The organism is Mucilaginibacter sp. OK283 (assembly GCF_900110415.1).
GTDB lineage: Bacteria > Bacteroidota > Bacteroidia > Sphingobacteriales > Sphingobacteriaceae > Mucilaginibacter.
The window spans coordinates 128,871-142,924 of record NZ_FODR01000006.1; the positions used below are offsets into that span (position 1 = coordinate 128,871).

General features: G+C 43.2%; 11 protein-coding genes. 1 reads left to right on the forward strand and 10 read right to left on the reverse strand.

All coding sequences use genetic code 11. From position 1 onward, the window contains the following. Window positions 1–26: 26 nt before the first annotated feature. From BMX56_RS15620 to BMX56_RS15640, 5 genes are all read right to left on the reverse strand, one after another. Complete coding sequence (locus tag BMX56_RS15620; RefSeq protein ID WP_090649859.1) at window positions 27–1,340, reverse strand: NAD(P)/FAD-dependent oxidoreductase; 1,314 nt, start codon at window positions 1,338–1,340, stop codon at window positions 27–29. A gap of 266 nt (window positions 1,341–1,606) precedes the next feature. After that, window positions 1,607–4,600: a protein translocase subunit SecDF gene (secDF, locus tag BMX56_RS15625; protein ID WP_090649861.1), complete on the reverse strand. Its 2,994-nt coding sequence runs from the start codon at window positions 4,598–4,600 to the stop codon at window positions 1,607–1,609. A 115-nt stretch (window positions 4,601–4,715) separates the two neighbouring features. Then, a complete protein-coding gene (locus BMX56_RS15630) occupies window positions 4,716–5,198 on the reverse strand; it encodes a dihydrofolate reductase (RefSeq protein WP_090649863.1) in 483 nt (160 codons plus the stop codon). Window positions 5,199–5,424: 226 nt separating this feature from the next. Beyond that, window positions 5,425–5,613 carry a hypothetical protein gene (locus tag BMX56_RS15635; protein WP_090649865.1) on the reverse strand — a complete coding sequence of 63 codons (189 nt, stop codon included), beginning with the start codon at window positions 5,611–5,613 and terminating at the stop codon, window positions 5,425–5,427. A gap of 94 nt (window positions 5,614–5,707) precedes the next feature. Continuing rightward, window positions 5,708–6,529, reverse strand: coding sequence for a thymidylate synthase (locus BMX56_RS15640; RefSeq protein WP_090649868.1), 822 nt, complete (start codon window positions 6,527–6,529; stop codon window positions 5,708–5,710). A 552-nt stretch (window positions 6,530–7,081) separates the two neighbouring features. On the opposite strand from BMX56_RS15640, the gene ispE reads away from it, so the two are divergent. Next, window positions 7,082–7,882: a 4-(cytidine 5'-diphospho)-2-C-methyl-D-erythritol kinase gene (gene ispE / locus BMX56_RS15645; RefSeq protein ID WP_090649871.1), complete on the forward strand. Its 801-nt coding sequence runs from the start codon at window positions 7,082–7,084 to the stop codon at window positions 7,880–7,882. A gap of 56 nt (window positions 7,883–7,938) precedes the next feature. On the opposite strand, the gene BMX56_RS15650 is transcribed toward ispE, so the two are convergent. The 5 genes from BMX56_RS15650 to BMX56_RS15670 all read right to left on the reverse strand — a co-directional run bounded on the left by BMX56_RS15650 (window position 7,939) and on the right by BMX56_RS15670 (window position 13,875). Next, window positions 7,939–9,165 (reverse strand): Gfo/Idh/MocA family protein, encoded by a 1,227-nt coding sequence (locus BMX56_RS15650; protein WP_218152431.1) that lies wholly within the window; start codon window positions 9,163–9,165, stop codon window positions 7,939–7,941. 112 nt (window positions 9,166–9,277) lie between these two features. After that, window positions 9,278–10,300, reverse strand: a complete 1,023-nt coding sequence (gene ruvB, locus BMX56_RS15655) for a Holliday junction branch migration DNA helicase RuvB (protein WP_090650437.1) — start codon at window positions 10,298–10,300, stop codon at window positions 9,278–9,280. A 241-nt stretch (window positions 10,301–10,541) separates the two neighbouring features. Beyond that, window positions 10,542–11,273 carry a polyprenol monophosphomannose synthase gene (locus BMX56_RS15660; RefSeq protein ID WP_090649874.1) on the reverse strand — a complete coding sequence of 244 codons (732 nt, stop codon included), beginning with the start codon at window positions 11,271–11,273 and terminating at the stop codon, window positions 10,542–10,544. Window positions 11,274–11,322: 49 nt separating this feature from the next. Further along, window positions 11,323–12,819, reverse strand: coding sequence for a POT-type proton-dependent oligopeptide transporter (locus BMX56_RS15665; RefSeq protein WP_090649876.1), 1,497 nt, complete (start codon window positions 12,817–12,819; stop codon window positions 11,323–11,325). Between the two features lie 129 nt (window positions 12,820–12,948). Next, on the reverse strand, window positions 12,949–13,875 hold the full coding sequence (locus BMX56_RS15670) for a hypothetical protein (RefSeq protein WP_090649880.1): 927 nt from the start codon (window positions 13,873–13,875) through the stop codon (window positions 12,949–12,951). Window positions 13,876–14,054: the final 179 nt, after the last annotated feature.

The following is a 14,054-nucleotide window of genomic DNA, read 5'->3' on the forward strand; positions in this document are numbered from 1 at the left end:
ATTCACCACTCACAATTCACCACTCACTAATCTACCGTCTCCGGTAAATGCTCGTCCTCGGTTAGTCCTTCACGTTCAAACTTGCGGATAATGAGCCTGGTACCGCCGTTGTAGTTAATATAGCTGGATACCCAGTTGATGAAAACAATTACCTTGTTACGGCCGCCCAAAAGCGATATCAGGTGCACAAACATCCAAACCAGCCAGGCAAAAAATCCCTGGAACCTGATCTTGCCTAAATCAGCAACGGCTTTGTTGCGGCCAATAGTGGCTAACGATCCTTTGTCGAAATATTTAAACGGAGTGGTGGGCTCATGGTTAATGAGTTGCATAATGGTTTTACCCACGTGCGCACCCATTTGTATAGCTACCTGTGCTACGCCGGGGTGTCCTTTAGGGGTTTCGTCGGTTATCATCGCTGCCACATCGCCAATGGCGAAGATGTTATCGCTACCCGCCATGCGACAAATGCTGTCAACCTTTATCCTGTTACCACGTTCAATATTGCCTTTTTCGATGCCTTCGGGTACCACGCCCATAACCCCGGCGCTCCAGATCACGTTTTTGGTGCGGATGGTTTTGCCACCCTCAAACTTTATCTCCTTACCGTCGTAGCTTTCTACCTTTACACCTAATAATACTTCTACGCCCATTTTGGTAAGGAAATCTTTAGCGGCGTTTGATGCCTGGTCGGAGAACGGCCCCAGTACCTTTGGCAAAAAATCTACCAGGTAAACCTTCATATCCTCTTTTTTAAGTTCGGGATAATCTTTGGTCAGTACGTGGTTACGCAGTTCGGCTAATGAGCCCGAAAGCTCAACGCCGGTAGGGCCCGCACCTACCAACACAAAGGTAAGCAGCGCTTCGCGCTCATCTTTGGACGTTTTAAGCAGGGCTTCTTCAATATTCTGAAGTACCGAGTACCGTAAGTTTAATGCCTCCGGGATTGATTTCATCGGCATCGAAAACTTTTCGATATCATGATTGCCAAAAAAGTTGGTGGTTGATCCGGTGGCAATCACCAGGTAATCATAGGCTATCGGGCCAATGGTGGTGTCAATGGTATTGTTTTCGGCATTTACCTTTAACACCTCGGCTATTCTGAAACGGAAATTTTTTTGACCCGAAAAGTTTTTACGCAGGGAGAAGGCGATCGATTCGGATTCCAGGCCTCCCATGGCTACCTGGTATAACAATGGTTGAAAAGTGTGGTAATTATGCTTATCAAGCATCAGCACGTCAACAGGCTTATCTGCCAGTTTTTTGGCTACCTGCAAGCCGCCAAAGCCACCACCAACTATTACTACTAAAGGGAATTTTGAACTATCTGATGTGTTCATGTGAGGGGTTATTTGTGTTCCTGTTTTAAAGTGCAAGTTTTACACTTCTGTCTGTTTTGGCAGACGCGAAGGGGCGTCTGTCTATTTTATAGCCAACAGCACAATACCCATGCCGATGGCAATGTTTGTTATTGTTTTATGATGCAATTATACTTCATTGTAACCAATCTGCAACCCCGTCCATCGGCCTTTTTTGGTTGGGGTAGGGCTAAAAAAAAGGCCCCAAATGTTCTTTGGAGCCTTTTAAATAATGTCAGATTATTTTATTATTTCAGGTCTTTTTTTCCAAAGTCAACTATCACAGGTGTTGCCACGCAGATAGACGAGTATGTACCGAAAATAACCCCGATTAATAATGCGAACGAGAAGCCTTTGATAACATCACCACCAAATATGAACAACACAATCAGTACGAAGATTACCGTTAATGCGGTAATAATGGTACGGCTTAATGTACTGTTGATAGCGCGGTTAATAACATCTTCCGTTTGTTCATCTTTCGATTTATGGTCAAGGAACTCGCGGATCCTGTCGAACACCACTACGGTATCGTTAATAGAGTAACCGATTACCGTTAAGATAGCGGCGATGAACGCCTGGTCGATATCCAGCGAGAATGGTAATATGCCATTGAATAACGAGAAGAAGGATAATACCAGCAAGGCATCATGCGCGGTTGCAACCATCGCACCCAAGCTAAACTGCCATTTACGGAAACGAATAAAGATGTATGCCGAGATCACGAGGATGGCTATCAATACCGTGTAAACAGCCGATGTTTTTAATTCCTCGGCAATGGTAGCACTCACTTTTGATTGCCCCTGGATATCGCTATCGCTTATTTTAGTTTCTGGTTTGGTTGCCAGTGCTTCAATCAACGTTTTTCTTACCTGTACATCAACCGCAGGTGTATTTTGCTGGATAAGATAATTTGTAGTGATGCTGATTTTATCGGCATTTACAGTTTTAACCTCGGTACCGCGACCTAATAAAGATGGATCAACAACGCTGTGAATTTGTTCGGTTGTTATGTTTTTATTAGGGAAAGTAATTATAAAGTTACGGCCGCCCTCAAAATCAACACCATAGCTAAAGCCACGTACGAATATTGAAATAATACCGGCGATAATAAATGTACCTGAGAAAATGTAGAATTTGAAACGGTTTTTAACAAACGCGTAATTAGCATTTTTAAAGGTATGTGAACTCCATGGGTTGCTGAATTTAATATCCCAACCTTTTTCAAGCATCCACTCAAATATAACCCTTGAGATTAACAGCGAACAAAACAGTGAAGTGACAATACCAATCATCAAGGTAGTTGCAAAACCCTGGATAGGGCCCGAGCCGAAGATGAACAGGATTAAACCGGTAAGGAACGTACTGATCTGTGAATCAAGAATAGACGGCAGCGCGTGTTTGAAACCATCGGCTATAGCTATTTTTAATGATTTACCCAAAGCAAGCTCTTCACGTACACGCTCGTACACCAACACGTTGGCATCTACCGCTATACCTAAGGTAAGTACGATACCCGCTACACCAGGTACGGTTAACACCGCACCCAAGCTGGTTAAAACACCCATCAGGAAAAATATGTTGATGATAACCGCAACCACCGCAACAGTACCTGCACGGTTATAGTAAGCAATCATGAAAACAAGTACTACTACCAAACCCAGTACGCATGATAGCAAACTGGCGGCGATAGCTTGTTTACCTAACGATGGACCTACAACATCTTCGGATACGATGTGTGCAGGAGCAGGTAAACGACCGGCCTTTAACACGTTGGCCAAATCCCTCGTATCTTCCTGTGTAAAGCTACCTTCAATGGACGATACACCACCCGAAATTTCGTTTTGAACGTTAGGGGCCGAGTATACGTTATCATCCAGTACAATGGCAATAGCGCGCTTGTTAGTTGCAGCTGCCGCCTCGGCAGTAACGGCACGCCATTTTTGGGCACCTTCCGAGTTCATGATCATTACAACCTCAGGGCTGCCTTTTTGGTTAACATCGGCCCTTGCATCGGTAATTACAGCACCAGAAAGTACCGGACCGTTTTCAGCACCGCTTAATTTAATGGCGTATAATGCAAAAGCTTTTTGTTTAGCATCCTTCATCGGCTTTACATCCCAAAGGAATTTCATATTGCGTGGGATAGCTGATTGGGCAAGTTTGCTATGCAGATAGCTATTAACCTTGGCGGTATCTTTTAACAAAGCATAACCAACAACAGGACCGATACCTAATTGCTGCTGACCGTTTTGACCTGGATATAGGTTTAACGACATTACAGACAATAACGGATGTTGCGCAGCTAATTGCGATTTGCCGGCCAAAGCATTTGCCGAAGTATCTTTTTCAGCACTTTTTTGAACCTTGCTTAACAACGATCCTGCTTTTTTAGCAGTATCGGTTTTAGCGGCGGCGGTTGCTGTAGCTGGTGTTTTTGTAGAATCGGCTTTAGCGGCAGTTTTGTTTTTGGCACCAAGCAGGTTATCAACGGCTATAATGGTTTGGTAAGCTTCACTATTATCAAATGTTTGATAAAATTCCAGCTTTGCAGTTCCTGATAACAGTTTACGAACGCGATCTGGTTCTTTAACACCAGGCAGCTCAATCAGGATGCGGTTTGAACTTGCCTCTAACTGAATGTTAGGCTGGGTTACGCCAAACTGGTTGATACGGGTATTTAAAACCGTGAACGATTGTTTTACGGCGGTGCTGGCCAAATCTCTCAGATAAGCTTCAACTTCGCTGTTGGTGGCGTTGAACTTTAAGTGGTCCTGGTTATCTTTTGTTGAAAAGATAGCGGCCAGTTTACCATCCGGATTCAGTTTCTCATACTCGCTTACAAACAGCGCGATATAATCTTTCTGGCTGGTTTTAGCGTCAGCCTGCAGTTTATCGGCGTTTGCCAAAGCCTGGTTGAATGTTGCATCGGGGTTGTCGTTCGCAATCTTGCGTACCAGCTCATCAAGCTGTATCTGCATCGTAACGTTCATACCACCTTTAAGGTCCAAACCTAATGCAAGTTCCCTTTGCAATACAAAAGCGTAAGTGTGTTTGAATATCGGATATACCGGTTGTGTAGACATTGAGTCCAGGTAAGCCTTCTCTTTTTCAGCATTCCCCTTTGCGTATGCCTTGGCATCACTCTCAACTTTTTGGGCCACCCATGTAAAAGACAGCTGGTAGATACACACAACTGCCAGCAGAATGGCGAAAAATTTAATAACCCCTTTACCTTGCATCGAATTTGTAATATGTAATTAATTAGTTTATAAGCTATTTTTAATAAGACGGCAAATCTAATAAAATTTCGCAAGCAGAAAATTTTAAATTAAAACAAATTGATGACAAAAAATGTTAGCGACGTTGCAGTGTGATAAACGAATAGCTATACTTGTTTTTGTCATCAGGCTCAAAATTTTCCCTTTGCGTTTCCTGCCAGTCCTCTGTGTTTAACTCAGGGAAAAAGGTGTCTCCTTCAAATTCCTGGTCAATTATGGTGAGATATATGCGGCCTGTCAGCGGGATGGCCTGCCTGTAAACTTCGGCACCACCTACAATAAATACTTCATCCTCCCCGGCACAAAGCGCTAATGCCGCTTCAATTGATTTTACAACTTCGCACCCTTCAATGCTGATATCCTGGCGGGTAATTACAATGTTGCGCCGTTTTGGTAGCGGTTTACCCACCGAATCGAATGTTTTGCGGCCCATGATAACGGTATGCCCGGTGGTAACCTCTTTAAAATGCTTCAGGTCGTTTGGTAAATACCAAAGTAATTTATTGTCTTTGCCTATTGCACGGTTTTTGGCGATAGCCACTATGATAGATGTAATCATTAGTTCATTTGTTCACCGGTTCATCAGATGAACCAGATAATTATAAAATCGTCATTGCGAGGTACGAAGCAATCCTCGATACGTTAAGTCCCACATAGTTCGGGGTTGCTTCGTACCTCGCAATGACGGTAGTTTAGGAAATTTATTTATATTTCGTTGCACGCGTCATACAGGTCAGCAAATTCTGAGAATTATTTAAATTTTGAAAATCCTGATTCAGACATTATCATTTGGCTAAGCGCTCCAATAAACCTTTATCCTCGCTCATGATCTTTTTTAAATTATTATCGAGGGTTGATTGATCAAACGGATGTGTTTGAAATTGCTTCAAAAAATTTAAAACATCGGCTAATGCCGTTTCTGGCATATCATTCAATGCTTTTTGTATTTCTTCTTTTATCTGAACCGCAGTCATAGTCAAATCTACAAATTTTTAATTTCCTAATCCATCCCAAACAATTCCACGTCTCAAAAATTCTCACCAATGACCAATGACCAATGACCAATGACTATACCGCCACCACACCCTTAATATGCGGATGCGGGTCATAATTTTCCAACGTGAAGTCTTCAAATTTAAAGCCGAAAATATCCTTCACATCCGGGTTAATCTTCATAGTTGGCAGCGGGCGGGGCTCGCGGCTCAATTGCAGGTTAACCTGCTCCAGGTGATTGTTGTACAGGTGGGCATCGCCAAGGGTATGGATAAAATCGCCATAATCCAGGTCGCATACCTGGGCCACCATCATCGTGAGCAGGGCGTATGATGCGATGTTGAAAGGCACACCTAAAAATATATCGGCACTGCGTTGATACAACTGGCACGACAGCTTGCCTTTTAATTCCCCCTTCAGGGGGTTAGGGGGCTCCACATAAAACTGGAACAGGCTATGGCAAGGTGGCAAAGCCATCTGGTTTACTTCTGCTACGTTCCAGGCAGAAACAATCATGCGGCGCGAATCCGGGTTGTTTTTAATTTGGTTAACTACCCGGGCTATTTGGTCAATATGGCCGCCATCAGGTGTTGGCCAGCTTCGCCATTGCACACCGTATACAGGGCCAAGGTTGCCGTCGGCATCCGCCCATTCGTCCCAAATGCGTACGCCGTTTTCTTTCAGGTAACGAATATTGCTGTCGCCGCTTAAAAACCATATCAACTCATGGATGATTGATTTAAGGTGCAGCTTTTTAGTGGTCACCATCGGGAAACCATCTTTAAGGTTGAAACGCATCTGGTAGCCAAACACACTTACTGTACCGGTACCCGTCCTGTCGTGCTTTTGCGCGCCGGTTTCCAATACATGCTTCATCAAATCGAGATACTGTTTCATTTTTTAGTTCATTAGTTCAGTGGTTCATTAGTTCATTGGTCTTGTCTGGTGGTTTGCTGTGGCGTTCGTTTGGTATAATCGGGTTAAAAAAATGGCTATTTAAAAATCAACCATGCAAATTAAACGCTGTGCTACCAATGAACTAATGAACCAGTAAACCAATGAACCAACCACAAAGAAAAATAATCTGTGTTAACTATCCTAAATATGTGTAAAAATACACGTTTGTTAATCATTCCGAATCAATAGGAAGATGATAACTTTGCTGCGGTTGGTTGATTAGGTGAGTGGTTGATTAAGTTAGATGAGGGGTAAAAAAATCTTTGAAAACTACAAAACAAGATCGGGGTTAATTGTCTTAATCAACTTAATCAACCATTCATCTAAATTATGCTATCAGTTTAGTGTTAATCATGGTAAAATATAAAATATTGATTATTAGATACTTATAGATATTTTATCTGAAATGTGTTAAGTTATGTTAACCCAATTAGATCCGTTTGCCTTACTTAATCAACCACTCACCTAAAAAATAACCACTCACCAAAACGCATGATCCTTTTTCCCAACGCAAAAATTAACATAGGCCTTAATATTACCGAACGCCGCCCGGATGGTTATCATAACCTGGAAACTATTTTTTATCCTATTGCCATAAAAGATGCGCTGGAAGTGGTTGTAAGTGATGAGCTTACTTTTTCCTCATCGGGGCTTGATATTCCGGGGAGGGTGGAGGATAATCTTTGCTTAAAAGGCTATCACATGCTTAAAAAAGACTTTGATTTACCGCCGGTTAGCATTCATCTGCATAAAAACATTCCGATAGGGGCCGGGTTGGGCGGAGGATCGGCTGACGCGGCTTTTTTTATCAGGCTGATGAATGAGCAGTTTAACCTTTGCCTTTCGGTAGATGAAATGACTGGCTATGCCCGGCGCCTGGGGGCCGATTGCGCCTTTTTTATCGAAAATAAACCCGTGTTTGCGTTTGAGCGGGGAGACGAATTTGAAACAATAAAACTCGACTTATCGGCTTACAAAATTGTACTGGTAATGCCCGATATTCATATTTCTACTTCAGAGGCCTTCAGCGGTATTAAACCAACGCCTGTTAAAGATTCCCTGCTGGAACTGATTAGCGAACCCATAACCGAATGGAAAAAACATATCAAAAACGATTTTGAAACCTCCATTTTTAAAAATCATATCGAGATTCGCGGCGTTAAAGCGGCCCTTTATGAGGCTGGTGCAATTTATGCCAGCATGAGTGGGAGCGGGGCCTCTGTATTCGGAATATTTGACCACACACCCGATCTGGGGTTTTTAGAGGCGGATAATGAAGTGTTTTATTTATGATTTAAATAGATAGGAATCAAGAGTTTTTTCTGACTCTTGATTCCTATCTATACCTTTTAAAGTACTATCCGCCTGCCTTCTTTTATCGATCTTTTGGCTGCATCCAATATCTGCATCACTATCATATTATATCTTAATGACGACCGGTCGTTATGCGATTTAATGGGGTTTTTAAGGGCGGCCGTAAAATAGGGCACAGGCGCATCGGCGGGTGCGGGCAAAGCCGGCGCCTTAAAGCTGCGCACACTGTTGTTAACTCTTACTTCAACGCTATCTTTATCAAAGGTGTGGATATAGCCTTTGGCGCCAAATATCTCCATGTCTTTGATGCCGTATGGCCAGTTCCATGATGCTTCTATCATGCCGGTGGCGTTAGGGTATTCAACAATAATGGTGGCATCGTCTTCAACCTTAGGGTATACCGATGGTTTGTAATGCCTGGCCACCGCAGTAACTGCTATTGGCCTTTGCCCCTGCATCAGCCAGGTCATCATATTGGCGCCATAGCAGCCAAAATCGTTTAGCGCACCGGCGCCGTTAAGTATGGGATCTGTTAGCCAGGCCAAAAAATCTTCGCTGCAACCAATCTCGCGCGGACCCTGGTGGCCATCATGAAACACCATTTTACGGATCATTCCCACACTATCTGCCCGTACAGTATTATAAGCATCTTGTACCGATGGGTACCAGGTAGTTTCATAATTGGTAAGCAGGTTGATGTAATATTTAAGCGCCAGGAACTCCATACGCCGGGCTTGTTCAAGCGTGGCGGCCAAAGGCTTCTCAACCATTACCGAAATGTGCAACGGTGCGCAGGTTTCTACCACATCTATATGTTTGCCAACCGCATTGTAACCTAAAACTATTACTGGTTTGCGGGCCAGGCACATGGTTTTTAAATCTTCAAAAAACAACGAATCGGGTACGCCATACATTTTGCCATATTTGGCCCACAGTTTTTTATCGGGTTCGGCAATGCCAACAATATTAACGTTGCCGTTGCGGTATTCGTTTAGGATCAGGTGTATATGGTCGTGGTTTAGGCCGGCTATGCCCACTTTTGGCCCGGTGGCTATTTTTTTCACCGGCACGGTGTCCTTTTTTATTAATGTGGTATCCTTTCCAAGCTTTTTTGCTGTATCTGGAGGCAAGGCTTCGGGCTTATTGGGCACCATAGGTGTAGTAGGAGTGGGAATGGTTGTTTGCGCCAGGGTAATACCTGCGCAACTAACAAAAAGCAGGGTTAAAAATAATTTAGCCCCGTGTTTAAAATATGTTTTCATAGTAGTAGATAGAAAATTGTTCACAAACTTATTAAAGCCCCCTCTAAATCTCCCCCGGAAGGGGAGACTTTAGCTTCACCTCCAATCAAACTCCGAAGGTGAAGATCTGAAATTAAAATAACGATGGGTTGCCCCCAAGTTTTATTTTGCCCAAGTGTTTATAAGCGCTCTCGGTGCACTCGCGGCCGCGGGCTGTGCGCATTAAAAAGCCTTCCTGTATTAAAAATGGTTCGTAAACTTCTTCAATGGTACCCTCATCTTCACCAACGGCAGTCGCTATGGTTTTTAACCCAACGGGGCCGCCTTTAAATTTATCAATAATGGTGCTTAATATTTTATTGTCCATTTCATCCAGGCCATGCTCATCAACATTAAGGGCATTAAGGGCATATTTGGCTATGGAGGTATCAATATTACCGTCGCCCTTTATCTGAGCAAAATCGCGCGTGCGGCGCAATAACGCATTGGCTATACGGGGCGTACCACGGCTGCGGCGGGCAATTTCATAAGCGCCTTCATCGGTAATAGGTGTTTTAAGTATGGATGACGACCGAAGTACAATGGTAGTAAGCAGTTTGGCGTCATAATACTCCAGCCGGGCATTAATACCAAACCGGGCCCTTAAAGGCGCGGTAAGCAGGCCCGAACGGGTGGTGGCCCCTACCAGGGTGAATGGGTTAAGTGATATTTGTACCGAGCGGGCGTTAGGGCCGCTTTCCAGCATAATATCTATCTTAAAGTCTTCCATTGCCGAGTATAAATACTCTTCAACCAGGGGGCTTAAACGGTGTATCTCGTCAATAAAAAGAATATCGCCTGTTTCCAGGTTGGTAAGCAGGCCCGCAAGATCGCCGGGTTTATCCAACACGGGGCCCGATGTTATCTTGATGCCTACGCTCATTTCGTTGGCGATGATGTGCGATAGCGTGGTTTTGCCCAGTCCCGGAGGGCCGTGCAGCAACACGTGATCAAGCGCCTCGCCACGCTGGCGGGCTGCCTGTACAAATATTTTTAAGTTAGCTAATATTTTATGCTGACCGGTAAAATCCTCAAACTGTTGCGGGCGTAAAACTTTTTCGATATCACGCTCGGTATTGCTGAGGCGTTCCGGTGCCGGATCAAGGTGCTCGTTCATTACCAACGAAATTAGTTTTTTTATTTCGGATTTCGGAATTGGGATTTCGGATTTGTCATTCGGGGAATTTAAAATTGGGGAGTTGAAATCCAAAAATCTTCAAATAAATAAATCCGAAATCGAACATCCCCAAGAAATATCGGATTTCGGAATTGGGATTTCGGATTTGGAACGGCAGGTGGAATAGAAATCTAAAATTAAAATAAATCCGAAATCGAACATCCCAAATCCGAAATCAAGATCATCCTTCCGGGTATTTCCTGAAAATGCTGTTGAGTTTCATTTTTATTACGCCAAAAATAGCTTCGCCAAATATGCCCGACGACATTTTGGATGTGCCAAGGGTGCGGTTGATGAATATAATGGGTACTTCTACCAGTTTAAAGCCGTGTTTAACTGTGGTGTATTTCATCTCGATCTGGAAGGCGTAGCCCACAAATTTTATCTTATCAAGCTCGATGGTCTCCAGTACTTTGCGTTTGTAACACATGAATCCGGCTGTCGAATCGGCAACGTCTATCCCGGTAATAAAACGAACGTATACCGATGCAAAATAACTCATCAGTACGCGGCTCATAGGCCAGTTTACCACGTTTACCCCTGTGCTGTAGCGCGAGCCGATAGCCGCATCGGCACCATCAATACAGGCTTGCCGCAGTTTCAGCAAATCGTCGGGATTGTGCGAAAAATCCGCATCCATTTCAAAAATATAGTCGTAATGGCGCTCAATAGCCCATTTAAAACCGTGGATATAGGCGGTGCCTAAGCCCTGTTTTCCCGCCCGCTCTACTATAAAAAGCTGCTCGGGATATACGTTCATTAAATTTTTTACAATGGTGGAAGTGCCATCCGGCGATCCGTCATCGATGATAAGCAAATGAAAATCATGCGGAAGGGAAAATATTTTGCGGATCATCCGCTCGATATTCTCCTTCTCGTTATAAGTAGGTATAATTATAATACTATCTGGCACGCGCTATTTCTGATGTTTGATGAAATAAAACACAAAACAACGGATTTTATTATACAATTGGGTTATCAGGATGAATTGGAGTTACTTTATCGTCATGAATATCCAATCCTTTAGCCAGCACTTCATCTACCAGGTAAGCTTTTTCCTTTAATCGTGGGCTTACAAAAAGAAATATCACAAAAAAGGCAAGGCAGATGCCCGTGAAAAGCCAAAAGAAAGAGGCGCCGGTAAAACGGGCGAAATAACCATGGTTTGCGATGCTGTTATTAACAATGGTATTGAAGAATGAACCTACCGAATAAGTAAAATACCAGATAGCGGTCATGGTGCTCTTCATAGATACAGGCGATTGGGTGTACGCGTACTCCAGCCCAACTAATGAAACCAATACTTCGCCTGCTGATAATATCGCGTAAGCGAAAATCTGCCACCAAACGGAAGGATGTAAGCCTTTATCAACCTTTTCCTGTAGTAAGGCGATGATTAAAAAGCTACCTGCGGTAACCAACAAACCAAAGCCTATTTTACGAAGCGGAGTTAGCTTTAAGCCCAGTTTTGTGGCCAGCGGATACAAAAAGAAATTAAAAAGGGGAATCATCGCCAACAGGAAAACTGCGTTTACTGTTTGTATTTGAGATGGAAGAATTTTCCATCCGAAAACACCTAAATTTAAATCGAGGTGAACAGATTGTAACACCCATTCGGCACTGTTCATATCCCATAACGACCAAAAAACCGGTATAAAAGCAAATACAGCCATGATACGCCAAACGGCTTTAATGCCATCAACTTTATCATATCCGTATTTGGCTTCTGCTTGTTCCCAGGCAGTTCCGGGTGCTTTTGGGCTCAATTTACACAAAAGTGTATAAAAGCTTACCGATACAAAATTATCTTTATTAATGCCTTTTGCGGGTAGCTTTACATAACTTTTACTACCCGAGAAGAATATCAGGGTAGCCAGAGCCATTAATATCCCCGGTACGCCAAACGCCCAGGCAGCGCCAAATTTATCATAAATTAAAGGGATCAGGAACAAACTAACCATAGATCCTGCATTGATACTGAAGTAAAACCAGCTGTAAATGGTACTCATGAGGTGCTGGTTGCTATGGTCAAACTGGTCGCCAACATTGGCAGATACGCACGATTTAATGGCACCTGCCGAAAATGCTATAATAATTAAGCCGGTTTGGAAGCCGGCCAGGTTGGTATCAAACATCGATAAAAGGAAGTGCCCGATGGTATAAATAAGCGACCCAATGAGGATAACGCGGTACTTACCAAAAAACCAGTCGGCAAGGATAGCACCAAGCAGAGGGGTAGCATAAACCAGGGTAGAAAACATGTGGTTGATACTGTTGGAGTGGGCATTGGCTTCAACCGGGTTTTCATGACTGAAAAACTGGTGAACTAAAAAAACAGCCAGGATACTCCGCATTCCGTAAAAACTGAAACGCTCTGCAAATTCATTGCCTATAATAAATGGTACTGCCCTTGGAATTTTACCTATCGATCGTGATTGTGCTGCTGTTTTTTCCTGCATTTATTTGTCAACTTAAAGTTTTGCTAAAGTAGTATAAATCTTTTAAATCAAAATTTTATACCGAAAGTGTTACAAGCTATCTGTGGATTGTTTTGATTATTAGCCGGTAAGGTGGCTATAATTCTAAAATTAATGTGATGTTGGAACAAGTTTTTTATCGCGTAGCGCTTGTTTTTTGGGGTCGATATACTGAGGATCGACGGTATTGCTGGTATTATCAGGCACGTTGCGCATATCCAGCTGTTCAACATACACCCAACGGCCATTCTTTAATTTATAGCCATCGTAAGTTAGGTCGGGTCCAAAGGTTTCGGGTTTGTTTTTTTCTTTGGCATCAGGCGGGGCGAGGTGGTCAAACACAATAAGGTTTTGTTCGGGTACATACCTTAGCAGCATAGAGGCCTGGCGGGCATACTCAAATACTACACGTTTGCGGGTTTTGCCGTTGCCATCAAATACCGGCATGCCAAATACCGGCCCGGCATCATTAAATGAAAGCACGTCAATTACTTTCTTGGTCGATTTTACCGTGTTGCCCTTCCAGCCTAACAAAATGTAGTAGGTTTTGGCGGCGTAAACAGGTACAATTTTATAATACTGCGCGCCCAGCCATTTGCGGTTATTTACCACGGAATCCTCGGGGTTTTTTAAAAAGGGAGAGTAATCTTCTAAAGGGTACATTTTTAAAAAACCGCCGGTATTCATTTGTATGGTGCCGTAAAAACGGTAGCTGCCATCCTCGTTCATAATAGGCCATGTAAAAATACGGAACCGGTTATCGGGCGAGTTGATGATGCTGATGGTTTTAACAGAATCAAAATGATACAGGAACGAGTTGGGTGTTTTTAAGGCGCTCACCATCGTTTTAATAAATTTATAGTTGGCGTTTTTGCGTGCCAGGTCGTTTTCGTCGTTAATGAAGGTTTTACCTAAGTTTTTTAGGGTGTCTTCGTAAAGTTTTAACTGTTTAATATGCGCGTTCTCGTCAGAGTGCTGGGCATAGGTATGAATACAAAGCAGGATGGATGCGAGGGATGTAAGAAGCTTTTTAATCACGGTATTAATATGATTTTGTTCTAAATATAACTATATATTTCTAAAATTGGTTATCGCGGGTATAAGATGTTCATAATGCGGGGGGCTGTTGATTCTGAGCTTGCCGCACGATGTGCGTATGCAAATTGCCTGTCATCCTGAGACACGAAGGATCTATCAGCTATGCATGACCGATAGAA